Source organism: Catellatospora chokoriensis (assembly GCF_011297315.1).
Classification (GTDB): Bacteria; Actinomycetota; Actinomycetes; order Mycobacteriales; family Micromonosporaceae; genus Catellatospora; species Catellatospora citrea.
Map to the genome: position 1 here is coordinate 210381 of NZ_JAAOTI010000015.1, position 23207 is coordinate 233587.

At 70.2% G+C, this 23207-nt stretch carries 22 protein-coding genes; 19 read left to right on the forward strand and 3 right to left on the reverse strand.

What is annotated here, in order from left to right; genetic code table 11:
• Window positions 1-39 precede the first annotated feature (39 nt).
• Window positions 40-2130 (reverse strand): putative bifunctional diguanylate cyclase/phosphodiesterase, encoded by a 2091-nt coding sequence (locus HAV39_RS23455; RefSeq protein WP_170213008.1) that lies wholly within the window; start codon window positions 2128-2130, stop codon window positions 40-42.
• A 124-nt stretch (window positions 2131-2254) separates the two neighbouring features.
• Between HAV39_RS23455 and HAV39_RS23460 the strand changes: the two genes are divergently transcribed.
• The 11 genes from HAV39_RS23460 to HAV39_RS23510 all read left to right on the forward strand — a co-directional run bounded on the left by HAV39_RS23460 (window position 2255) and on the right by HAV39_RS23510 (window position 9765).
• Window positions 2255-3439, forward strand: coding sequence for a branched-chain amino acid ABC transporter substrate-binding protein (locus tag HAV39_RS23460; RefSeq protein ID WP_191841290.1), 1185 nt, complete (start codon window positions 2255-2257; stop codon window positions 3437-3439).
• A gap of 28 nt (window positions 3440-3467) precedes the next feature.
• On the forward strand, window positions 3468-4259 hold the full coding sequence (locus HAV39_RS23465) for a class I SAM-dependent methyltransferase (protein WP_239120270.1): 792 nt from the start codon (window positions 3468-3470) through the stop codon (window positions 4257-4259).
• Between the two features lie 124 nt (window positions 4260-4383).
• A complete protein-coding gene (locus tag HAV39_RS23470; protein WP_191841291.1) occupies window positions 4384-4809 on the forward strand; it encodes a hypothetical protein in 426 nt (141 codons plus the stop codon).
• A gap of 408 nt (window positions 4810-5217) precedes the next feature.
• Window positions 5218-5595 (forward strand): hypothetical protein, encoded by a 378-nt coding sequence (locus HAV39_RS23475; RefSeq protein ID WP_147432774.1) that lies wholly within the window; start codon window positions 5218-5220, stop codon window positions 5593-5595.
• 8 nt (window positions 5596-5603) lie between these two features.
• Complete coding sequence (locus HAV39_RS23480; protein ID WP_191841292.1) at window positions 5604-6569, forward strand: ADAM 12 protein; 966 nt, start codon at window positions 5604-5606, stop codon at window positions 6567-6569.
• Window positions 6570-6622: 53 nt separating this feature from the next.
• Window positions 6623-7003: a roadblock/LC7 domain-containing protein gene (locus HAV39_RS23485; protein ID WP_191841293.1), complete on the forward strand. Its 381-nt coding sequence runs from the start codon at window positions 6623-6625 to the stop codon at window positions 7001-7003.
• A gap of 42 nt (window positions 7004-7045) precedes the next feature.
• A complete protein-coding gene (locus HAV39_RS23490) occupies window positions 7046-7417 on the forward strand; it encodes a hypothetical protein (RefSeq protein ID WP_120316371.1) in 372 nt (123 codons plus the stop codon).
• A 315-nt stretch (window positions 7418-7732) separates the two neighbouring features.
• Window positions 7733-8158 carry a DUF6232 family protein gene (locus HAV39_RS23495; protein ID WP_191841294.1) on the forward strand — a complete coding sequence of 142 codons (426 nt, stop codon included), beginning with the start codon at window positions 7733-7735 and terminating at the stop codon, window positions 8156-8158.
• A 128-nt stretch (window positions 8159-8286) separates the two neighbouring features.
• The gene (locus HAV39_RS23500) at window positions 8287-9183 is read left to right on the forward strand and encodes a helix-turn-helix domain-containing protein (RefSeq protein ID WP_191841295.1); all 897 of its coding nucleotides are present in this window, start codon (window positions 8287-8289) and stop codon (window positions 9181-9183) included.
• Between the two features lie 27 nt (window positions 9184-9210).
• Complete coding sequence (locus HAV39_RS23505; RefSeq protein WP_191841296.1) at window positions 9211-9441, forward strand: DUF397 domain-containing protein; 231 nt, start codon at window positions 9211-9213, stop codon at window positions 9439-9441.
• Window positions 9442-9570: 129 nt separating this feature from the next.
• Complete coding sequence (locus HAV39_RS23510; RefSeq protein ID WP_191841297.1) at window positions 9571-9765, forward strand: DUF397 domain-containing protein; 195 nt, start codon at window positions 9571-9573, stop codon at window positions 9763-9765.
• An 82-nt stretch (window positions 9766-9847) separates the two neighbouring features.
• On the opposite strand, the gene HAV39_RS23515 is transcribed toward HAV39_RS23510, so the two are convergent.
• Window positions 9848-10774: a site-2 protease family protein gene (locus HAV39_RS23515; RefSeq protein ID WP_191841298.1), complete on the reverse strand. Its 927-nt coding sequence runs from the start codon at window positions 10772-10774 to the stop codon at window positions 9848-9850.
• 71 nt (window positions 10775-10845) lie between these two features.
• Here HAV39_RS23515 and HAV39_RS23520 point away from each other — a divergent pair, with 71 nt between their 5' ends.
• On the forward strand, window positions 10846-11526 hold the full coding sequence (locus HAV39_RS23520; protein WP_191841299.1) for a VOC family protein: 681 nt from the start codon (window positions 10846-10848) through the stop codon (window positions 11524-11526).
• A gap of 46 nt (window positions 11527-11572) precedes the next feature.
• Here HAV39_RS23520 and HAV39_RS23525 read toward each other — a convergent pair whose 3' ends face one another.
• The gene (locus HAV39_RS23525) at window positions 11573-12130 is read right to left on the reverse strand and encodes a TetR/AcrR family transcriptional regulator (RefSeq protein ID WP_191841300.1); all 558 of its coding nucleotides are present in this window, start codon (window positions 12128-12130) and stop codon (window positions 11573-11575) included.
• Between the two features lie 55 nt (window positions 12131-12185).
• Here HAV39_RS23525 and HAV39_RS23530 point away from each other — a divergent pair, with 55 nt between their 5' ends.
• The 7 genes from HAV39_RS23530 (at window position 12186) to HAV39_RS23560 (ending at window position 23112) form a co-directional block, all read left to right on the forward strand.
• Window positions 12186-13247 (forward strand): FAD-dependent oxidoreductase, encoded by a 1062-nt coding sequence (locus HAV39_RS23530; protein ID WP_191841301.1) that lies wholly within the window; start codon window positions 12186-12188, stop codon window positions 13245-13247.
• 86 nt (window positions 13248-13333) lie between these two features.
• On the forward strand, window positions 13334-14344 hold the full coding sequence (locus HAV39_RS23535; RefSeq protein WP_239120268.1) for a LacI family DNA-binding transcriptional regulator: 1011 nt from the start codon (window positions 13334-13336) through the stop codon (window positions 14342-14344).
• Between the two features lie 663 nt (window positions 14345-15007).
• Window positions 15008-16366, forward strand: a complete 1359-nt coding sequence (locus tag HAV39_RS23540) for an ABC transporter substrate-binding protein (RefSeq protein WP_191841302.1) — start codon at window positions 15008-15010, stop codon at window positions 16364-16366.
• Window positions 16367-16481: 115 nt separating this feature from the next.
• Window positions 16482-17444, forward strand: coding sequence for a carbohydrate ABC transporter permease (locus HAV39_RS23545; RefSeq protein WP_191841303.1), 963 nt, complete (start codon window positions 16482-16484; stop codon window positions 17442-17444).
• 11 nt (window positions 17445-17455) lie between these two features.
• A complete protein-coding gene (locus tag HAV39_RS23550) occupies window positions 17456-18343 on the forward strand; it encodes a carbohydrate ABC transporter permease (RefSeq protein ID WP_191841304.1) in 888 nt (295 codons plus the stop codon).
• A 153-nt stretch (window positions 18344-18496) separates the two neighbouring features.
• Window positions 18497-21457: a CBM35 domain-containing protein gene (locus HAV39_RS23555; RefSeq protein ID WP_191841305.1), complete on the forward strand. Its 2961-nt coding sequence runs from the start codon at window positions 18497-18499 to the stop codon at window positions 21455-21457.
• Between the two features lie 35 nt (window positions 21458-21492).
• Window positions 21493-23112, forward strand: coding sequence for a glycoside hydrolase family 13 protein (locus HAV39_RS23560; RefSeq protein ID WP_191841306.1), 1620 nt, complete (start codon window positions 21493-21495; stop codon window positions 23110-23112).
• Window positions 23113-23207 lie beyond the last annotated feature (95 nt).

Consider the following 23207-nt stretch of genomic DNA (forward strand, 5'->3'; position numbering starts at 1 on the left):
GCGTCCGTCGTGCCCACACCGGCACGGCGGACGCGGCGGTCACGGGTTCAGGGCCGCCGCGGTCTGCGTCTGCACCGTGGCGGGGCCCCGGCGGGTGGCGGGTTTGAGCGTGGTGCGCGCGGTGTCCTGCGCCTTGCGGATCTCGGCCATGAGCGCGTCGGCCGGCACCGGGTAGGCCAGCGCGAAACCCTGCACCTGGTCACAGCCCAGCTCGTCGAGGATGGCCAGGGCGGTGAGATCTTCCACGCCCTCGGCCGTCACGAACATGCCGAGGTTGTGCGCCAGCTCGATGGCGCTGCGCACCAGGATGGCGTCGCCCGGGTCGGTGGCCAGGTCGTGGATGAAGGTCCGGTCGATCTTCAGCTCGTCCGCGGCGAGCAGTTTGAGCTGGCTGAGCGAGCTGAAGCCGGTGCCGAAGTCGTCGATCGAGACCTGCACGCCGTCCCGGCGCACCCGGCGCAGCGCGTCCCGTGCCCGCCCCGGGTCGGTGGTCATTCCGCTCTCGGTGATCTCCAGGCGCAGCAGGGTGGCCGGCAGCCCGTGCTCGGCCAGCGCGGAGCGCACCTGGCCGACGAAGGCGTCGTCGAGCAGGCAGTTCGGCGACACGTTGACCGACACGGTCATCGGCCGGCCCTGGGCGCACCAGTGCGCGGCCTGCTTCACGGCGATGCGGAGCAGGTGGTAGGTGAGCGGGATCTCCAGCCCGCCGGTCTCGGCGACGCCGAGGAACGCGCCGGGCGACAGCAGGCCTAGCTGCGGGTGACGCCAGCGCACCAGCGCCTCGGTGGCGCCGACGGTGGCATCGGCGAGCCGGACCTGCGGCTGGTAGTACAGCACCAGTTGTTCGTCGGGGTCGCCGTCGGTGAGCAGCGCGCGCAGGTCGCCGAAGAGCGCCATCCGGCCGGGCTGGTCGGTGTCGACCTCGGGGTCGTACAGGGCGACGCCCTTGCCGCTGGTCTTGGCCCGGTACATCGCGGCGTCGGCGTGGCGCAGCATGTCCTCGGCGCACGTGCCCGGACGGCCCAGCACCATGCCCACGCTGCCGCTGACGGCGGCGGACCCGGCGGGCAGCAGGTAGTTGCGCCGCAGCGCGCCGGTGGCCCGCTCGGCGATCTCGATGGCCCCCTCGGCCGACGCCACGCTGGGCAGCAGCACGGCGAACTCGTCGCCGCCGAGCCGGGCGACGGTGTCCCCGTCGCGAACCACCTTGCGCAGCCGGTGCCCGGTCTCCACCAGCACGTCGTCGCCGGCCTGGTGGCCGAGAGTGTCGTTGACGGCTTTGAACCCGTTCATGTCGATCAGCATCACGGCGAGCTGTTCGGCGTCGGGCCGGGACGGGTCCAGCGCGTCCTCCAGCCTGCGCTGGAAAAGCAGGCGGTTGGCCAGCCCGGTGAGCGGGTCGTGCAGGGCCTGGTACTGGCTGACCTCGGCGTGCTGGAGCACCCGGCGCTGGTAGCCCAGCATGACCCGCCAGATCGCGGCGACCAGGGCCAGGCCGACGGCGAACCCGACGATCGTCGCGGCGAACATCCGGGTCTGCACCTTGCGCAGGTCGGCGACCAGCTTCTGGGCCTGGGTGTGGTGGTTTCGGGCGACCTCGGTGATGTCGTGCTGGAGTGTGTAGTACGCCGGAGTGACCTCGAGCCGGTCCTGCTGGACGGCGTCGGGGTTGCGGTCGGTCACCATGATGATCAACTCATCTGCGGCCTGCCGGTATGCCGACTGCTCGGCCTGCAGTCGCAGCGCGTCCTCCAGTGCCGCTCCGGTGCTCAGCTCGACCGCGCGGCGCAGCGTGGCGTCGGCCTGCGCGGCCGACTCCAGGTAGCGGGCGCGGCTGGCGACCGAGGGTTCGAGCTGGTAGTGGCGGGCCTGCATCTCCTGCACCGCCACGGCGGCGCTGGCCTCGCTGAAGATGGCGTCGAGCACGAGCGCCTGGCTCTGCACCTCGGTGGCGCGGGTGGCCTGGAGCGTGCCCCACAGCGTGAACGCGCCCAGCCCACAGAGCACCGCGGCGAGCGCGGCGGTCATGCCGAGGCTGCGACGCGGCCGCAGCACCGGATCGGCCCGGCGGGCGGCCCTGCCCCGCCTGCCGAGCCGTTCGACGGCCCGCCTCCAAGACGGCCAATGCATCTTTCGGGGGTCCTCCTCCGAGTGGCCGGGCGGCCGCTCCGTTCGGGTCTTGTCCGGTGGGTCAACGCGATCTTCCACGCGGCAATTCCGGCTTATCCCGCGAACTCTGATAATAATTCACGATATGGACATCCTCCACGGACCGCGAATGCCGCGGCGGCTGCGCTCGCTGGTCGCGCTGCTGGCCACGCTGCTGCTGGGCGGCGTCGCCGCCTGCAGCCAGCCGGAAGAAGCGGACAAGACGCCCGATGTCATACGACTCGGCGCACTCGTCCCGCTGACCGGCGACAACGCGCCGACCGGGCAGCGCCTGCTGGAGGCGTTCCAGATCGCGATCAAGGACGTCAACGACGCGGGCGGGGTGCTCGGCCGGAAGGTCGAGCTGGTCGTGGGCGACGACGCCTGCGACCCCGGCACCGCCGTGGTGAAGGCCAACGAGATGATCGGCCGGGACATCACCGTCTCCGTCGGCGGCGGGTGCAGCGTGGCCGCCGTGCCGACGCTCAAGGTCTTCCGGACCGCCGGTATCCCGATGATCATCCCGGCGGCCAACTCGATCGACCTGCTCGCGCCCGGCTACGACAGCGTCTTCCTGCTCGCCGGCACCACCACGATCGAAGCCGAGCGCGCCGTCGACGCGATGGAGAAGCTCGGCCGGCGCCGGCTGCTGGTGATCGACGACGGCACCAGCTTCCCGCAGACCGTGGCCGCCGCCGCCGTCGCCAGCGTGCAGAAGAAGGGCGGTCCGCTGAAACTGGCCGGGCAGATGAAGATCAGCCAGGGCGCGACCAGCTACCCCCGAGTGCTGGACAAGGTCAAGGAGGTGGACGCGGACCTGGTGTTCTTCACCGGGTACTACCCCGAGGCCGGCCGGATGATCCGAGACCTGCGCGACGGCGGTTACCAGGGCACGATCATGCTGTCCGACGCGGGCACCGACCCGACCCTGTTCGACGTGCTCACCGACAAGCAGGAAGAGGGCGTCTACGGGATAACCCTGCCGCTGGCGCAGTTCGAGCCCAAGGCCAAGGAGTGGGCGGCGAAGTACCGGGCCTCCTACGGCCACGAACCCGGGCCGTTCACCATGCAGGGCTACGACGCCGTCCGGCTGGCGGCCAACGCCATCCAGCGCGCGGGCACGACCGATCATGAGGCGGTACGCAGGGCGATCGCCGACACCAAGCCCGGCGACATCGAGCTGCTGTCGGGTCCGGCGCAGTTCAGCGCGAACGGCACCCAGCCGAATCCCACCTTCATCCTGCTGCAGATCAAGAACGGCGCCTTCGTGCTGGTCCGCGAAGTCAGCTGAGTCGAACGGCGGTCGTATTCTCGATCGCGTGACGGATGTCTGGGCGGTCGGCCACGCGTACGAGGTCTACATGGGCCGGTGGAGCGCCCCGCTGGCGGACGCCTTCGTGCGCCTGCTGGCCCTGCCGCCCGGTCGCAGCTGGCTGGACGTGGGCTGTGGCACCGGGGCGCTGACCGCCGCCGTGCTCGCGGCGGCGGAACCGTCCCGGGTGACCGGCGTCGACCCCGCGGAGGGCTTCCTGGCCCACGCGCGGGCCCGCGTCGGCGATCCTCGGGTGACGTTCTACAGCGGTGACGCCCGCTCGCTGCCGGTGCCCGACGGCGCCTTCGACGCCGTCGTCAGCGGCCTGGCGCTCAACTTCGTGCCCGCTGCCGACCTGGCGGTCGCCGAGTGCGTGCGCGCCGCGACGCCCGGCGGCACGGTCGCGGCCTACGTCTGGGACTACGCCGAGGGAATGGCGATGCTGCGGCACTTCTGGGACGCGGCCGTCGCACTCGATCCGGCCGCCGCCGACCTCGACGAGGGCCGCCGCTTCCCGCTGTGCCGGCCCGAGCCGCTGTGGGACCTGTGGACCGGCGCCGGTCTGGCCGACGTGCTGGTGCGGGCGATCGAGACGCCCATGGTGTTCGCCGACTTCGGCGACCTCTGGACGCCGTTCCTCGGCGGCCAGGGCCCGGCGCCCGGTTACGTCGCCGCCCTGCCCGCCGACCGCCGCGCCGCCCTGCGCGACCGCCTGCGGGACGGCCTGCCGCTCGCCGCGGACGGCTCCGTCGCGCTGACCGCACGCGCCTGGGCGGTCAGCGGCGTACGCCCGCGTTGACCCCTCGCGCGACTTGCCGGAATGTCCGCTCCGGACGGCGGTTAGCGCATCGCCGCACGGGTATCCGGTTCGCAGCGGGCCGCCGTTCCTTCAGGCGTGCTCAGCGCGATAGGAGGGCAGCTCAATGGCTAAGAACAGCAACGGAGTCGCCGCTTCGGCGGAGCAGCTCAAGCAGAGCCTGGCCGAGTCGGGCCGCACGGTCGCGGCGCAGGCCGGCGAGGTCGGGCACACGCTGGCCGCGTCCGGCCGCACCGTCGCCGCGCAGGCCGGCGAGGTCGGGCACACGCTGGCCGCGTCCGGCCGCACCGTCGCCGCGCAGGCCGGTGAGGTCAAGGACCAGGTCGCCGCGACGGCGGTGCTGGCCAAGGACAGGGCGGGCGAGGTCGTCCACGACCTGGCCGACCGGATGCCGTCCAGCTCGCAGGAGTGGGAGGAGATGGGCCGCGACGTGATGGACCGTGTCCGTCGCAACCCGCGACCCTGGCTCATCGGCGCGGCGGTGGTCACCGTCGTCTGGTGGCTGGGCCGCAAGTCGAAGCGGTCCCACTGACCACGAGCAACACCGCACCGGGCGGGCGGGCCGTGTCACCTGACACGGTCCGCCCGCCCGGTTTTCGGCGTACACGGCCGCCGTCGCCATAGGACAGTCGGACGTGCGACGCAAGTCCACAGTGACGGACAACGTGTGCGATTCGCCGAGGTGGAACGTGCGTAACCTGCCGAACGGTCGGGGGTCGGCGCAGTGTCCCTCGGCATCCTGCCGTCGGACCGTCTATATACGACTTCAATGACCCTTTCGGGCAGAAGTTGCGAACGAATAGTTTTCAGCTGAAACATCTTTTATCGCGGTCACCTGCTGTAGTCTTCATCGAGCTACCCGTTACCACCACAGCGTTTCCAGGCGCTCTCGGTGGTGGCGCGAGCCGTGGGTGGCGTCATGTTCTTCCGGGGAGCGGGTGTGCTTGACATCGACGACTGTCTTCACCGTCTGATGGCCCTCCAGGGCGTCCACGGCGCCAGCCTCATCGACTTCCCCAGTGGCTCGATCATCGGCGCGGCCGGGCGCGGGCCGGGCAGCCGCGACGACACCCCCGCCGACGCGGTCGGCATGATCCACGCCACCATGCAGACCGCCGCTTTCGCCACGGTCGGCCAGCCCGCACACGTCGAGGACATCGTGATCACGGCAGGCAACGGATACCACGTCATGCGCCTGCTCTCGACGGACGTCGAAGCGCGCATGGTCCTCTACGTCTGGCTCGACCGCGCGGTCGGCAACCTGGTCATGGCGCAGCGGCAGCTCAGCGTCATCGCCGCCCAGTTCAGCGCGAACTGATCAGGCGCATGTCGAAGAGCTCGCGCCCGCCGCTGCTGCGGGAGTCCCTGGAACCGTGGTGCGCGGCCGGGGTCACCGGCGCGCTGCGCATCCTCGACCCGCCCGGCGGCGTGGTGTACGTCGTCGACGGCCGGATCGCCTACGCCGAAACCCCCGTCGCCTCCGGAGTGGAACGCCTGCTCACCGCCTCGGGCCGGCTGCCCGTCGACGCGTGGCGCGCCGCCGTGACCGCCGGGCGGGCCCAGCACCGCATCGGGCCCGAACTCGTCGACGCCGGGCTGGTCACCCAGACCGAGCTGGAGGCGCTCGGCGTGATCGCCCTCTACGACGCGGCGTTCTTCCTGTTCGACCTGGTGGTGTCGGCGCACTTCGAGCACCGGGCCCGCCACCCGGTCGGCCACCTGCGCACCGTCGACCTGCGTACGGTGTGCCAGGAGGTGGACCGGCGCAAGCGGCTGCTCGCCGACGCCTGGCCCGACGCGGCCATCGACACCGCGGCGGTGCTGCCCCAGCGCCGGCTGCGCTCGCAGTGCGTCGCGCTCACCGCGCTGCAGTGGGAGGTGGTGGCCAACGCCGACCGCCGCCGCAGCCCCATCGACCTGGCCAGGCTGCTCGGCCGCGACACGTTCACGGTCATGCTCGAGGTGCGCCGGATGGCCCGCACCGGTCTGGTCGAGCCCGGCCGCCCCGGCGGCTCCGCGGCCGCGGAGTCCGTCGCCACGGTGCGGGCCAGGGCCGCCGCGGGTCTGACCGCCCCGCCCGCGGCGCAGCCGGCACGGCACGCGAAACCCGTGGCCGAACCCGCGCCGGACCCGCCGCCGGAACCGGTCGGCGAACCGCCGCCGCACATTCCGCTGCCGCGCCGCGCCATCCGGCAGGAACCCGCCCGGCGCACCGAACTCGCCGGCACGCCCGACACCCGCGTGTCCGAGCAGATCCTCACCCGCCTCATCGCCGGGCTGGGGGCCCTGTGAAACGAGACCTTCTGAGAACGCTCCTACGCGGTAGGAAGAGAGGAGTCATCCCCTTGGCCCCAGACAGTCCGGTGCTCGCCGAGATACGCGAGCTGCGCGTTTGCCTGCCACACGTGGTCGGTGTGCTCGTGGCGAGCGTCGACGGGCTGCTCATCGCACAGGACGCCGACGGCATCGAGCCGGAGGTCTTCGCCGCGATGTCGGCCGCTCAGCTAGGCCTGGGGCAGCAGATCATCGCCGCGGTGCGCTCGGGAGAGTTTCGCGAGACGGTCACCACCGCCACGAACGGCTACGTGGCGGTCTTCGCCGCCGGAGCGTCGGCACTGCTCACCGTCATCGCGGGCCGGGAGCTCAACGTCGCCCGCCTGCACCACGAGGCGCGTCCCGTCGCGGCGCGCATCGGAGAACTCATCCAGCACGTAGAGACCCGCTGAACAACCGACCATCCCTTCGTCGAACGAAAATGAGGATCCACCATGGCTGACATGGAAAGCTCGCTGCAGGAAGCGATGCAGATCGAGGGCGCGGTGGGCGTCGCGCTCGTTGACTACACCAGCGGCATGGCGCTCGGTGCGCTCGGCAGCTCCAAGGAGATGGACCTGACCATCGCCGCGGCCGGCAACACCGACGTGGTCCGGGCCAAGCTGCGCACCCTGGAGATGCTCAAGCTCAAGGACACGATCGAGGACATCCTGATCACCCTGGGCGTGCAGTATCACGTCATCAGGCCACTGACCAGCCGCAACACCCAGGGCCTCTTCCTCTACCTGGTGCTCGCCCGGTCTCGCGCCAACCTCGCCATGGCCCGGCACAAGCTCAAGGCCATCGAGGAGGGTCTGCAGATGTGACCACCGCCGATCTCGTCGCCGATGGCCGAAGGCGTTGCGGGCCAGGCCATCGGCGGTGGGGCGGTCGTGATGGGACGTGATTCACTTTAATGTTCGTTCAAATCTGCCATACCGCAGAGTGCGGTATGGCGATCAACGTGTGTCCATCCCATACTGGGCGGTAAGGAAGCATCACGTTTCCTGGAACAGGAACAGCGCCCGGCTGGCACCGAGCGCCGTTCTTGGCCTCGTCCCACGCAGGGAAGGAGGACTGTCTCATGTCATCTATACCCCGCCGACTCCCTCCCTGCAAGGGCTGTTCAAGGGAGAGGGAGGATGCCCGTCTACTACCGAGGTCCGTCGGCGCACATCGACCACCGGTACCTCCAGGTGTACGTGCCTGAACCCCGCCGGTTCGCGCTCAGCGGACTGCACGGGGTGCACATCGTCTGTGTCCCGTCCAGCCGGGGCGGCGGTGGTGGCACCACCACCCGGCTCTACGCGACGGGCACCGCCGGCGTCGCCGCGGCGACCGCCTGGCCGGTGCTCGGCACGGGTGCGATGTCGGTCGCGGCGACGATCGCCGCGGCGTTCCTGGTCGGCGCCCGAGGCTGCTGGGGGGCCAGGACTCACTCGTACGAGTTGCGCGGGTTCTACCGAGGGATGTGCCAACTGCTGTTCTCGACCACTGACGAGCGGATGTTCGAGCAGGTCAGGCGCGGTTTGGTGCGGGCGATGGAGTATCGCGCGGACACGAATTGACATCGCTTTTCATCGGTGGTGTCCAACCGGGATGCCGCGGTGTAACGTCTGTGCGTTGCATCACACAGCGGCATCCCACTCTGCTGTACAGCTAGATCACGGAACGGGAGACGATCGGGAGGGCCGCCATGGTCTCAGGTGATCTGCCTGCTGTGGCCCGCCGTCGACTCCGCCTCGCGCTGCGTGGTGGTCGTGATGCGCGGGGGCTGACCCAGGGCGAGGTCGCCGAGGCGCTCGACTGGTCGCTTTCCAAGGTGCAGCGCATCGAGAGTGGCGAGGTGACCGTCTCCGGCACGGACCTACGCGCCCTGCTGGAAATGCTCGAGGTGAACGATCCGGCCACCGTCGCCGAACTCGTGCAGGACGCCAGGACCGCGCGCCGTCGCGTCGCCGGCTGGTGGGACACCCCCCGTTACCGCTCTCAGCTGACACCGGCGCTGATGCAGCTCATACAGTTCGAGAGCCAGGCCACGACGATCCGGGCCTTTTCTCCGGCTCTCATCCCGGGAGTGCTGCAGACGCCACGACACGCCGAGGCGGTTCTGAACTTCTGGGCAGGTGAGCTTGGGGTGATCACAGACGATCAGCGTGCGGCGCGGCTGGAGGTTCGGCTCCGTAGACGCGAGCACATCTTTGATCGCGCTGAACGCCCGACGTACTTGCTGACGATCGACGAGTCGGTGCTGTCTCGCATTGCCGGTGGTCGTGAGGTCGCGATCGAACAGCTCCAGCATCTGATGCGACACGTAGCCGATGGAACGATCGTCTTGAGGATCATTCCCCTCTCGCTGGCAGGGATGATCTTGACTCTCGGATCGTTCAGCGTTCTCGAACTCGGCAGTGAGAAGGATGCGGTCCTGTATCGCGAAAGCTGGGCTAAAGACGAGATCCTTCACGAATCGGACGAGGTTTCGAGACATCGCCGAATCCTCGACACGATCGAGCGAAGATCGTACAGCGCCGAGCGCTCCAGTCGCCTGCTCGCAGCCCGTATCGCGGCCTTGCTGGCGGAGTTCGACAACTAGACGGAACGGCGTATGTAGGCCATTCCGATGAATACCAGAAGGGATCCGTGTTACCGCGTGTCAAATGTCGAGACTCAGGTCAGTTGGCAGAGGAGCAGCCGCTGCAACGATGCGGCCTGCGTAGAGGTGGCGCAGTTCGGCTCCGAGATCGGATTGCGAGACGCCAAGGATCCTCAGGGTCCGGTGCTCCGGGTTACCCGTCAGGACTTCGCCGCGTTCATAGCGGGCATTAGGTCAGGGGACTTCATCGCCGACTGACGTCGACCACAGCGGGTCCGTTCCCGTCGCGGACGGACCCGCTGCGTTGTGCCAACTTGTTTCGCGGAATCCGTGACGGCGTTTTCACCTTGTACGCTGGGCTGCCAACTACCGATGAGGGGTCAGCCCATGACATCGGAAGAGCGGCACGTCGAATGGCGTGTGCCGTCCAGCTGCGACTCCAATACCTGCGTCGAGGTGGGTATGGCGGACGACGAGGTGCGGGTTCGCCGGGCCCGCACGACCGAGCCCGTCGTCGTGTTCAGCCGTGCGGAGTGGACGGCCTTCCTGAGGTCGGCCAAGGACGGTGAGTTCGACCTCTGACCACCCGGGATGGGTAGGTCGAGACCCGGCGGATGACGGCGCGGTCGCCCGCCGGCTCTCACATGGTTTCAGCTGCCGTGCGTCACCAGCTCTTCCAGAACTGGAAGAGGTAGTTGCCGTAGGCGGCCAGTTCGCGGGGCACGCCGGAGACGTCGAGGAAGAAGACGGTCGCGTCGCCGAACAGGCCCCGGGCCAGCGGGAAGTACAGCAGGGCGAAGACGATCAGGATGCCGAACGGCTTGATCTTGTTGCCCGCGTGGCGTGCGCCGGGGGACAGGTAGGGCTCGATCATCCCGTACCCGTCCAGGCCGGGCACCGGCAGCAGGTTGAGGATCGCGGTCGCGACCTGCAGGTAGGCGAGGAACGTCAACCCGGCCCAGAAGGTCAGGTGCGGCGCGTCCCAGTTGAGGAAGGCCGGGCCGCCGAGCGCCACGGCCGCCAGCAGCACGATGGACGCGACGATGTTCACGGCCGGACCCGCCGCGGAGACCAGCGCGTCGCGGAAGCGGTTGCGCAGCCGGTGAGTCTCGATCATCACGGCGCCGCCGGGCAGCGGCAGCCCGCCGATGAGCAGCCACAGCATCGGCAGCAGCAGCGTGAGCACGGGGTGGCCGTACTTGCGCGGGTCGAGCCGCAGGTAGCCCTTCTCGGCGACGGTGTGGTCCCCGCCGCGGTGCGCGGTCAGCGCGTGGGAGAACTCGTGCAGGCAGAGGGTGACCAGCCAGCCGGAGAGCACGAAGAAGAACACGACCAGTGACGGATGCCCGACGCCGGTCCACGCCGCCACGGCGCTGACCAGCATGACGACGACGAGCGCGACGAAGATGAGGGAGATTCCGCCCCTCGGTTCGCGGTCGCGCCGGGGTCGCGGTGTGCGCGCCGGTCGCAGCGACGGCATGCGCCGTTCGCGTGCCACCTGGTTCTCGACCGCCTTGGCGCGGCGGCTCCAGTCCTCTTCGGCCGCCAGTCGGTCGAGTGGATCGTCGTGTTGCCCTTGCCCACCGCTCATGGCGGGCAAGGCTACCCGAGTCGACCGCATGAACGCTGTACGCGCGTCCCGCGCCCTGGCAGCATCGGGGCATGAGCGAAGCGGTCCTCACCCGGCAGCAGGCGTCCGATGCGGTCACCGGTCACGGCTGGCGGTTCGTGCTCGGCTCGCTGTGCACCGCCGTCGAGGTGTCGTCGCTGGCGCAGGCGGCGGAGGTGGCCTCGCTCGCGGTGGCGGCGGCCGGTCCGGGGGCGGAGCGCCGGCTGCTGCTCGACCTGCGTGGCGATCGAGTTCTGCTGACGGTGCAGGTGCCCGGCGCGATGCGGGTGACCGGCCGGGAGACCGAGCTGGCGGTGCGGGTGTCGGCCGCGTTGACCGCGGCGGGGCACCCGACCGATGCCGCCGGCGGGTCGCCGCGCGCCGTGCAGTTGCTGGAGATCGCCATCGACGCGCTCGACATCGCCGCGGTGCGCCCGTTCTGGCTGGCGGTGCTCGGTTACGCCGCGGTGGACGACGATCCGGGGGCCGCTGTCGTCGATCCGTACGGTCAGGGTCCGACGGTGTGGTTCCAGCAGATGGACCGGCCGCGCACCCAGCGCAATCGCATCCACCTGGACATCTCGGTGCCACACGACGAGGCCGACCGCCGGGTCGCGGCGGCCGTCGCCGCCGGCGGGCGGGTGGTCTACGACAAGGAGGCGCCCGCGTTCCGGGTGCTCGCCGACCCCGAGGGCAACGAGGCCTGCGTCACCACCTGGCTCGGCCGCGACTGACCCACCGCGCCGTCGGCCGTCGGCCCGGACGGCTTCGCTGAGCAGATCACGTGATGGTCATGCCGCGCAGCGTGGTGAGGATGGACGGCGTCGGGTCGAAGTCCGGCTCCGGGCAGGCGAGCTGGATGGCCACCAAGCCGTCGAGCAGGGCGAGCACGGTCAGGTAGTCGGCCTGCGGCGCGGTCGAGCCGAACTGCGCCAACCACGGTTCGCCCCAGGCCGCCAGCCGCTGCCGGGCCGCCCGGATCCTCTCCTGCAGGCCCGGGTGGAACGCCGCCTCGTGGAAGATCGCGTGCCGGGCCAGCGTCAGCGCCCTTGCCGGGCCGGTGACCTCGCGCACCATATCTCCGATGAGCTGAGCGAACTCGTCCAGCGAGCCGGGCGGGCGCTGGCCGGCCAGGCGCTGCCACACCACGGTCTCGATCTCCACGAGCCGGTCGAGGATGCCGCCGACCAGGGCCTCCCGGGTGCGGAAGCTGTTCGACGTAGAGCCTTCCGGCAGTCCGGCCTGGGCGTCGACGGCGCGGTGGGTCAGCGCGCGCAGCCCTTTCGTGCCGAGCACGGCGATGGCGGCGTCGAGCACCTGCTCCCTGCGATCGGACATGAGATCCATACTACAGCTGTAGTCGTGGACACTACAGATGTAGTACGTTCGGGGCATGACGAGAACGGCGGCCGTCGTGGGTGGCGGCATCGGTGGTCTGGCGACCGCCATCGGGCTGCGGGCGGCGGGGTGGCAGGTCTGCGTGTACGAGCGCGGCGACACGTTGCCGGCCACCGGCACCGGTCTGGGCATCTGGCCGTCGGCGCTGCGCGCGCTCGACGAGCTCGGCGTCGGCGGGGCGGTGCGCGCGGCCGGGCTGCCGCAGCGCAGCGGCGCGATCCGCCGGCCCGACGGGTCGCGCATCGTCGCCCTCGACATGGACAAGGTCCGGGAACGCCACGGCGAGCCGGTCCACCTGGTGTCGCGGCCCGCGCTGCTCGGCGTGCTCAGCCAGGCGCTGCCCGCCGGCGTGGTCAGCTTCGGCTGCCCCGTCGACGACGTGACCGCGCTGCGCCGCGACCACGATGTGGTGGTCGCGGCCGACGGCATCGGCAGCCGGATCCGCACGGCGCTGTTCGGCGACCGGCACGGCCTGCGTTACGCGGGCGCGACCGTCTGGCGCGGCACGGCCGACCTGGACACCGAGGTGGGTGGCGAGACCTGGGGAGTCGGCGCCCGGTTCGGGGTCACCCCGCAGGGTCCGGGCCGCACCAACTGGTACGCCGTGCTGACCGCGCCCGAGCACCACCGTCCCGCCCTCGACGACCCCGACGAGCTGCGCCGCGTCTTCGGTCGCTGGCACGATCCGATCCCGGCGGTGCTCGACCGGTACGCCACCTCGCACGTCATCCGGCACGACATCCACCACCTCGCCCCGGCGCTGCCGTCGTACACGGCGGGCAACGTGGCGCTGCTCGGCGACGCGGCACACGCGATGACACCCGACCTGGGCCAGGGCGCGTGTCAGGCGATCATCGACGGGGTCGCACTGGCCCGGTGCCTGTCCGGCGGCGACGTGGCGGACGGGCTGCGGGCCTACGACCGCGAACGCCGTCGCCCCACCCAGCGCATGGCCGCGACAGCCCTGATGGTCAACCGCATGTCCCAGGCCAGGCGTCTCCTGCCGCTCCGCGACGCCGTCCTGCGCCTCGCCCTCTCCCTCGGTCCGCCTGCCTGACCCACCGTGAGCTGGGCGTTCCTGAGCGTGCAACGGGTTGCGCAGGACGTCTTGGTTTTTGCACTACTTGCTGTAAGATCCCGGAGGTGACGACGAGCAGGCTTTCGGCGGTGGCGAAGTTCGCGGGCGTGTCCGAGGCGACCGTGAGCCGGGTGCTGCGGGGCAAGCCCGGGGTGTCCCAGGCGACCCGCGACGCGGTGCTGACGGCGCTGGACGTGTTCGGCTTCGCCCGGCCGGAGCCCGTGCGCAGCGAGCGCGCCCGGCTGATCGGGCTGGTCGTGCCCGACCTCAGCAACCCGATCTTTCCGGCGTTCGCCGAGGTCATCGGGGTGTCGCTGATCCAGCGCGGGCTGGTGCCGGTGCTGTGCACGCGCACCTCCGACGGGGTGTCCGAAGCGCACTACATCGAGATGCTGCTGGCCCAGCAGGTCGGCGGGATCGTGTTCGTCGGCAGCAGCTACGCCGACGCCGGGCCCGCCGCGATCAAGCAGCTGACCGAGCGCAGGCTGCCCATAGTGCTGATCAACGCGGCCGACGAGAACCTCGGCGTGGCCCGGATCTGCGTCGACGACACCGGCGCGGCCGAGCAGGCGCTCGCGCACCTCGCGGGGCTGGGCCACGAGAAGATCGGGCTGATCCTGGGGCCGGTCGGGCACGTGCCGTCGGCCCGCAAGCTGGCCGGGTTCGCGAAGTTCTGGGAGGAACGCGGCGAAACCCGCTGGCGGCGCTGGGTGGACCACACGGTGTTCACCGTGGAAGGCGGCCGCGGCGCGGCGAACCGGCTGCTGGCCGCCGGTTGCACCGGCCTGGTCTGCGCGAGTGACGCGCTGGCGCTCGGCGCGGTGCGGGCGGTGCGCAAGCAGGGCCTGGAGGTCCCGGACGACGTGTCGGTGGTCGGCTTCGACGACTCGACCTTCATGGGCGTGACCGACCCGCCCCTGACGACGGTGCGCCAGCCGGTGCGGGCCATGGCCGGCGCCGCGGTGATCTCGCTGCTGTCCCAGCTGGAGGGCCGTCCGGCGGCGGCAGAAGAGGTGCTGTTCGACCCCGAGCTGATCGTCCGCAGCACCACCGGCCCGTGCCCGGTGCCCGCCTAGGCCCACCCGTGCACCCCGGTCCCCGCCCGCAACGCCGCCGGCGGCAAGCCCCGACCACCACGCACCCGCCCCCCGTGCGCGTCACTGCCCCGCGCCTGCGCCCGGAACGCACCGTCACCACAACGTCGACCAAGCCCGTCGGCGGCCGACTTCTGGCCTCCCACCTGCCGCAACTCTTAAGGAGTCGCGCCCTCACGACCCTCGTGAAGGCGCGCCTCCTTAAGAGCTGCGCCCGGGGATGGGTGCGGGTCCGGGCCCGGGGGTGGGTGGGTGATCGTCCGAGTTGCCTGGTGCGTGGGCTTGTGGGTGTGCAAGATGCGCACAACTGCTGGGCAAGTCGGGAGATCTTGAGGCGGGGCGGGCTCGGCGGGGCGGCGGCGATCTAGGGATCGCGCAGGTCGCGCCCTTCTTGAGTGATCATATCGATGAGTCACGAACTTGCGGGACTGTGCAAGTGGATGGCAAACAAGCGATCACGTTTTTGCGTCATCCTCTGGACTTCCGGGCGCGAGCGCGCCTATCCTTCTGCTCACGCCACGGCGCTGTAACCCCCGAGCGACGCGGCCGCAATGCGCGATTAACAAACCCGGAGCGCTCGCCGCTGCCGGAGCCGCCGGGCCGGCTGAGGTCCGGAGTGTGCATACAGAAGGGATCGGAGAACCGATGAACCGACGTTTGCTCGGCAAGTCGCTGGCGCTCGCGCTGGTGGCCGGCACGACGATGCTCGGCGCGGCCTGCGCCGGCGATGAGCCGGAGACCCCGAGTGGTCCGGTGACCATCACCGTCAACGGGATGCCCCCGGCGACGGACGCGGTCAACCGCGCGAATTTCGAGGCCGACGTCAAGGCGTTCGAGGCGAAGTACCCGAACATCAAGATTGACGCCAAAGAGGGGTTCATGGACCCCCAGACGTTCGCCACCAAGCTGGCCGGCGGCCAGCTGGAGGACGTCTTCTACGTCTACCTGACCGACCCGGCGGCCCTGATCGCCAAGCGCCAGGTGCAGGACATCTCGGCGCAGCTGGCCGACTTCCCGTCGATCAAGGACGTCAAGCCGGACCTGATGAAGGTCTTCACCGGCGGCGACGGCAAGATCTACGGCGTCCCGGTGGCGAACTACTCGCTGGGCCTGGTCTACAACCGGACGCTGTTCACCAAGGCCGGCCTCGACCCGGCCAGCCCGCCGAAGACCTGGGAAGAGGTCCGTGAGGCGGCCAAGAAGATCACGGCACTGGGCAGCGGCACCGTCGGCTACGGCGACTACAGCAAGAACAACACGGGTGGCTGGCACTTCACCGCCGAGATGTACTCCGTCGGCGGCGACGTGGCGGTCAAGGAAGGCGACGCCTGGAAGGCCGCCTTCAACAACGACAAGGGCAAGCAGGTCCTGCAGCAGCTGAAGGACATGCGCTGGACGGACAACACGATGGGCCAGCGCCAGCTGCTCGAGTGGGCCGACCTGCTGCAGATGATGGCGTCGGGCAAGCTCGGCATGTACATCGGCTCGGCGGACAACTTCCCCGTCATCGTGAACCAGTACAAGGCCAAGTACGAGGACTTCGGGCTCGGCGGCATCCCCGGCGGCCAGGGCACCCTGGGCGGCGGCGACGGCTACATGTTCAAGGCCGGCCTCAGCCCGGAGAAGATCAAGGCTGGCCTGACCTGGCTGTCCTTCAAGGGCGGCGCGCTCGACCCGGACCGCATCGCGGCCGACAACGAGAAGGCGGCCGGCAAGGGCCAGCCGGTGGGTCTCCCGCAGCCGAACATCTGGACCGGCGCCTCGCTGGCCAAGTGGGAGGAGGCGACCAAGAAGCACGCCAACATCCCGTCGGAGAACTTCGGGCCGTTCCTCGCCACCGCCACCACCATCCCGCTGAAGCTGGAGCCGCCGCTGGCGCAGCAGATCTACGCGGTGCTGGACACGGCCATGCAGAAGGTGCTGACGGACCAGAACGCCGACATCAGCAAGCTGCTGGCGGACGCCGAGAAGCAGGTCAACCAGATCCTGTCGACCGTCAAATGACGCGGTAGGGTCCCGGGCCGCGGGGGCGCCGGTGGGAGTCCGGCAGGACGACCACCGGCGAGGGTCCGGGACCCACCTGCCCGAGGTTCAGCGCAGCAGGGAAGGAAGCACGACGATGACGGTGATCGCGCCGCAGAGCTCGGCAGCGGTGACACGGGGGACGGGGCGCGCCGATGCGCCCGGTGGGCCGGGTTCGGCCCGCGCGGCGCGGTTGCGCCGCAGGATCGGGGACAACCTCCAGGCGTACGCCTTCCTGGCCGCCGGCCTGCTCTGCTTCGCCCTGTTCTCCTGGTATCCGCTGGTCAAGGGCATCATCCTCAGCTTCCAGCAGGACAACTTCGTCACCGACCCGATCTGGGTCGGCATGGACAACTACACGGCCGTGCTCGACGACCCGCTGTTCGCCACCGCCTGGCTGAACACGCTGGAGTTCACCGGCCTGGCGCTGCTGTTCGGGTTCGCGGTGCCGTTCGTGCTGGCGCTGGTCATCAACGAGTTCCGGCACGCCAAGGGCTTCTTCCGGTTCGCGGTGTACCTGCCGGTCATGCTGCCGCCGATCGTCAGCGTGCTGCTCTGGCAGTACTTCTACGACCCCGGCAACGGCCTGTTCAACGCCGTGCTGTCGAGCGTCGGCCTGCCCACCTCCGACTGGAACCAGTCGCCGAAGATGGCGATGATCTCGCTGGTGCTGGTCTCGACCTGGGCCAACATGGGCGGCGCGACCATCATGTACCTGGCCGGCCTGGCCGGCATCCCGGGCGAGCTGTACGAGGCCGCCGAGCTCGACGGCGCCTCGGTCTGGCAGCGCATCCGGCACGTGACCATCCCGCAGATGCGCTTCATCATGCTGGTCCTGCTGCTGCTGCAGATCGTCGCCACGATGCAGGTCTTCATCGAGCCGTTCCAGCTCACCGGCACCACCAACCCCGAGACGATCACGGTGATGGTGCTGATCTACCGGTACGCCTTCACCATCAACCACGACTTCGGCATGGCCGCCGCGATGAGCGTGCTGCTGTTCATCGTGCTCGGCGCGTTCTCGGCCCTCTACCTGCGGCTCACCCGCAAGGCCGACTGAGAGGATCCCCGATGAGTTCCCTGACGCGATCCCTGATCTCCGACGCCGACCTGCGCCGCGGCAACGGCCGTCTCGTGTACCGCCTGGTCCTGGGTGTGATGGCGGTGCTCTTCCTGCTGATCTTCATCTTCCCGCTGTACTGGATGATCACCGGCGCGATGAAGACCCCGATCGAGCTGGCGCAGCCGTCGCCGACGCTGTGGCCGACCGAGTGGCACCCGGAGACCTACCTTGAGGCGTGGAACCGGCTGGAGATCGGCCGCTACCTGGTCAACACGGCGTTCTATGCGCTGGGTGGCTGGCTCATCCAGCTGATCGTCGACGTCGCAGCGGCGTACGCCCTGTCGAAGTTGCGGCCCGTGCTGGGCAACGTGGTGCTGGGCGGCATGCTGGCCAGCCTGATGCTGCCCGCCGCGGCGCTGCTGGTGCCCGCCTACCTGACCGTGGCCGAGGTGCCGGTGTTCGGGGTGAACCTGCTCAACACCCCGTGGGCGCTGTGGCTGCCGGGCGCGGCGAACGCGTTCAACATCTACGTGCTCAAGCGCTTCTTCGACCAGATCCCCAACGACCTGCTGGACTCGGCGGGCATCGACGGCGCGGGCCGGCTGCGGCTGCTGTGGCACATCATCCTGCCGCTGTCGCGCCCCGTGCTGGCGGTGGTCTCCATCTTCGCGATCATCGGATCGTGGAAGGACTTCCTGTGGCCGCTGCTGGTGCTGCAGGAGGCGGAGGGCCAGACGATCAGCGTGGCGCTGAGCCGCCTGGCCAGCACCGGCCGCGTCACCAACAACGAGATGTTCGCGGGGCTGGCCATCGCCAGCATCCCGATGGTCGTCATCTTCATGGTCTTCCAGCGCAGCATCCTCAACGGCCTGTCCGCGGGAGCCATCAAGGGCTGATCCGGCACAGCTGAGACTTCCGGCCGCCGCTGCCCGGCGGCGGTCCGGAGCGAGATCCGCTCACGCATCGCCGCCCGGCTCCGCCATGCCCGGGGGCCGGTCGGTGCTGCTCCGCCACGGGGGACACACCGACGCAAGTGAAGGGAGTACGCAATGACGCTGCACCATCGCACCGCTCCACGCATCCCCGCTCGCACCCTGCTGGCCGCGCTCGCCGCGGCCGTGCTCACCCTCGGCGCAGGCCTGCTCACGGCCCTGCCCGCGTCCGCCGCCACCACGACGTACCAGGCCGAATCGGCCGCGCTGTCCGGCGGGACCGTGGTCGCCACCGACCACACCGGCTACACCGGTTCCGGGTTCGTCGGCGGTTACACCGACGGCAACAAGGGCAATGCCAACCTGACGTTCACGGTCAACGTGTCGGGGACGGCCAACCGCACGCTGACGCTGCGCTACGCCAACGGCACCACGGCGACCAAGACCCTGTCGCTGTACGTCAACGGGGCCAAGGTCAAGCAGATCAGCCTCAACGCCACCGCCAACTGGGACACCTGGGGCGCCCAGGTCGAGACCGTGTCCCTGGGCAACGGCAACAGCACGGTGTCGTACAGGTTCGACAGCACCGACTCGGGCAACGTCAACCTGGACAGCCTGACGGTGGCCGACATCGCGGCACCGCCCGCGGGCCAGTACGAGGCCGAGTCGGCCTCGCTGTCCGGCGGCGCGACCGTCGCCACGGACCACCCCGGCTTCACCGGCTCCGGTTTCGTGGGCGGTTACACCGACGGCAACAAGGGCAACGCGAACACGTCGTTCGCCGTGAACGTCGCGAGCGCGGGCACCGCCACGGTGACCGTGCGCTACGCCAACGGCACCGGCGCGAACATGACCCTGTCGCTGTACGTCAACGGCGGCAAGCTGCGCCAGATCAACCTGCCGGCCACCGCGAACTGGGACACCTGGGGCACGGTCGCCGAGGCCGTCACCCTCAACGCCGGGAACAACGCGGTCGCGCTGAAGTTCGACAGCACCGACTCGGGCAACATCAACCTGGACCACGTCACGGTGTCCGGGACGACCCCGCCCAGCCCGACGCCGACCCCGAGCAGCAGCCCGACCCCGCCGCCCACGGGCGTGAGCTACGAGCTGGAGACAGGTTTCCTCTCCGGTGGCGCGTCGGCCGCGACCAGCACCGGCGGCTACACCGGCAGCGGCTACGTGTCCGGCCTGACCACGGCCGGGGCCCGCGTGATCCGCACCGTCAACGCCACCACCGCGGGGGCGACCACGGTGACGCTGCGCTACACCAACACCAACGGGGCGGCCCGCACCGTGTCGGTCTACGTCAACGACCTCAAGACCGGCCAGCTGTCGCTGCCCGCCGGTTCGGGCTGGCTCAACGCCGCGCAGAGCCTCACCCTGCGCGCCGGGCTGAACATCATCGGGTTCCAGTACGACTCCGGCGACTCCGGCAACGTGCTGCTCGACAACGTCACCGTCGGCAGCGGCACGGCGCTGGCCACGCGCGGCGCGACCCTGCCGTACACCGTCTACGAGGCGGAGTCGGGCAGCACCAACGCGGCGCTGATCGGGCCGAACCGGGCCTACCTGTCCGAGCCGTCGGAGGCGTCCGGCCGCCGCGCCGTGAAGCTGTCCTCGACCGGCCAGTACGTGCAGGTCACGCTGACCAAGCCGGCCAACGCGTTCGTGATCCGCTACTCGATCCCGGACAACGCGGCGGGCACCGGCAACACCAACCCGCTGGCCCTGTACGCGGGCAGCACGAAGATCCAGGATGTCAGCCTCAGCTCGGTATACAGCTGGGTGTACGGGGCGTACCCGTACAACAACAACCCGGCGGGCGGCGAGCCGCACCGGTTCTTCGACGACGTGCGGGTGCTGCTCGGCACCACGTACCCCGCGGGCACGGTCATCAAGCTGCAGAAGGACGCCTCGTCGAGCGCGGCCTACTACACGATCGACCTGATCGAGGCCGAGGTCGCCCCGGCGGCGCTGTCCGCCCCGGCCGACTTCCTGAACGTGACGTCCTACGGGGCCGTCGCCAACGACAGCGGTGACGACACCAACGCGTTCAACAGCGCCATCTCGGCGGCGCAGAGCCAGGGCAAGGGCCTGTGGGTGCCGGCCGGCTCGTTCGTCACGAACGCGCGGCTCAACATCCAGAACGTCAGCCTGCGCGGCGCGGGCGTGTGGCACACCGTCATCAAGGGCACCAACGGCAAGGGCGGCTTCTTCGCCACCGGGTCGAACGTGCGGCTGGCCGACTTCACCCTGGCCGGCGACGTGCGCTACCGCGACGACAGCGCGTTCGACGCGGGCATCGAGGGCAACTTCGGCACCGGCTCGCTGGTCAGCAACGTCTGGCTGGAGCACACCAAGGTCGGCATGTGGCCGTCCACCGGCACCAACGGCCTGTACGTCGTCGGCACCCGGCTGCGCAACATCTTCGCCGACGGCGTGAACGTCAACGGCGGCGCGACCAACGTGCGCGTCGACCAGAGCACGCTGCGCAACACCGGCGACGACGCGCTGGCCATGTGGTCCAACTCGGCACCGGTCACCAGCAGCGCGTTCACCTTCAACACGGTGGCGCTGCCGATGCTGGCCAACGGCGCGGCGATCTACGGCGGCAACGGCAACCGCATCGAGGACAACCTGATCAGCGACTCGGTGTACGCCGGGTCCGGCATCGCCATCAGTACCTGGCACGGGGCGCTGCCGTTCAGCAACACCACCACGGTGGCTCGCAACACGCTGACCCGCACGTCGAGCTTCGAGCGCAACTGGAACTCGTCGCTGGGCGGCCTGTGGATCTACGCGGAGGCCACCGACATCACGGCCCCGGTCCAGGTCTTGGACGTCGACATCATCGACTCCACGTACCAGGGCATCCTGCTCAGCTTCCAGCGCAACATCACCAACCTCACGCTCGACCACGTCACCGTCAACGGCGCCGGGACGTACGGGATCGAGCTCAACGCCGCGGGCAGCGCGTACGTCACGTACGTCACCGTCTCCGGCGCCGCGAGCGGCGGGTTGATCAACCGGCTGGGCTACACGCTCAACCGCGGCCCCGGTAACAGCGGTTTCTGACCGGACCCACTGCGAATCACTGAAGGCAGGTACCCGTGTTCCACAACGACACCCGCGACTGGTGGCACCACGCCGCCATCTACCAGGTCTACCCGCGCTCCTTCGCCGACGCGAACGGCGACGGGGTGGGCGACCTGGCGGGTATCCGCGCCAAGCTCGGGTACCTGCACCAGCTCGGGATCAACGCGATCTGGTTCAGCCCCTGGTACCCGTCGCCGATGGCGGACGCCGGCTACGACGTGGCCGACTACCGCGACATCGACCCGTCCTTCGGCACCCTCGAAGAGGCGGAGCTGCTGATCGCGGAGGCGCACGAGCGCGACATCCGCATCATCATCGACATCGTGCCCAACCACTGCTCCGACGCCCACGCGTGGTTCCAGCGCGCGCTGGCCGAGGGGCCGGGCTCACCGGCCCGGGACCTGTTCTGGTTCCGGGCCGGCCGGGGGGAGCACGGCGAGCTGCCGCCCAACGACTGGAACTCCATCTTCAACGGCCCCGCCTGGACGCGGGTTCCCGACGGCGAGTGGTACCTGCACCTGTTCGCCCCCGAGCAGCCCGACCTGAACTGGGAGAACCCGCTGGTACGGGCCGAGTTCGAGGACATCCTGCGGTTCTGGTTCGACCGCGGCATCGACGGCATCCGCATCGACTCCGCCGCGCTGTGCGTGAAGGACCCGACGCTGGCCGACTTCGACCCGTCCGCGCCGCCGACCCCGCACCCGTTCGAGGACCGCGACGCCATCCACGACATCTACCGGTCGTGGCGCGTCATCGCCGACTCGTACGACGCCCCGCGGGCGCTCATCGGCGAGGTGCTGCTGGCCGACATCGACCGGTTCGCGCTGTACCTGCGCCCCGACGAGATGCACGCCGCGTTCAACTTCCACTTCCTGGGCTGCCCGTGGGACGCGAAGTCGCTGCGCCACTGCGTGGACGCGACGCTGGCCTCGCACGCGCCGGTCGGCGCACCGAGCAGCTGGGTGCTGGCCAACCACGACGTCACCCGTACGGTGACCCGCTACGGCCGTACCGACACCGGCTTCGAGCACGCGCTGCGTCAGGCCCGCCACCTCATGCCCACCGACGCGGCGCTCGGCCTGCGCCGGGCCCGCGCGGCGGCGCTGCTGACGCTGGCCCTGCCCGGCTCGGTGTACGTGTACCAGGGCGAGGAGCTGGGCCTGCCCGACGTCGAGCGGCTGCCCGACGACACCCGCCAGGACCCGATCTACCACCGCTCCGGCGGCACCGACCCGGGCCGCGACGGCTGCCGGGTGCCGCTGCCCTGGTCGTCGTCCGGAACGTCGCACGGGTTCAGCCCGTCCGGTGCCGCCCCGGCCTGGCTGCCGCAGCCCGACTGGGCGCACCTGACCGTCGAGGCCCAGCAGGCCGACCCCGGCTCGATGCTGCGCCTCTACCAGGCGGCGCTGGCCATCCGGGGCAACGAGTCCGGGCTCGGTGACGGCCCGATGACCTGGCTGGACACCCCCGAAGCGGTGGTGGCGTTCACCCGGCCCGGCGGCTTCACCTGCGTGGTGAACCTGTCCACCGAGCCGGTCGACCTGCCCCCGCACACCGAGGTGCTGCTGACCAGCATCGACCTGACCGACGGCCGACTGCCCGCCGACGCCTCCGCCTGGCTGCGCACCGCTTGACAGACCACCCGCGGCGGCGGTTGAGCGGACCGCCGCCGCGGGTCCTTCCCCGACCCGCCCCACCCGCCCGGTCGACCCGCCCTCCCGACCCCGCT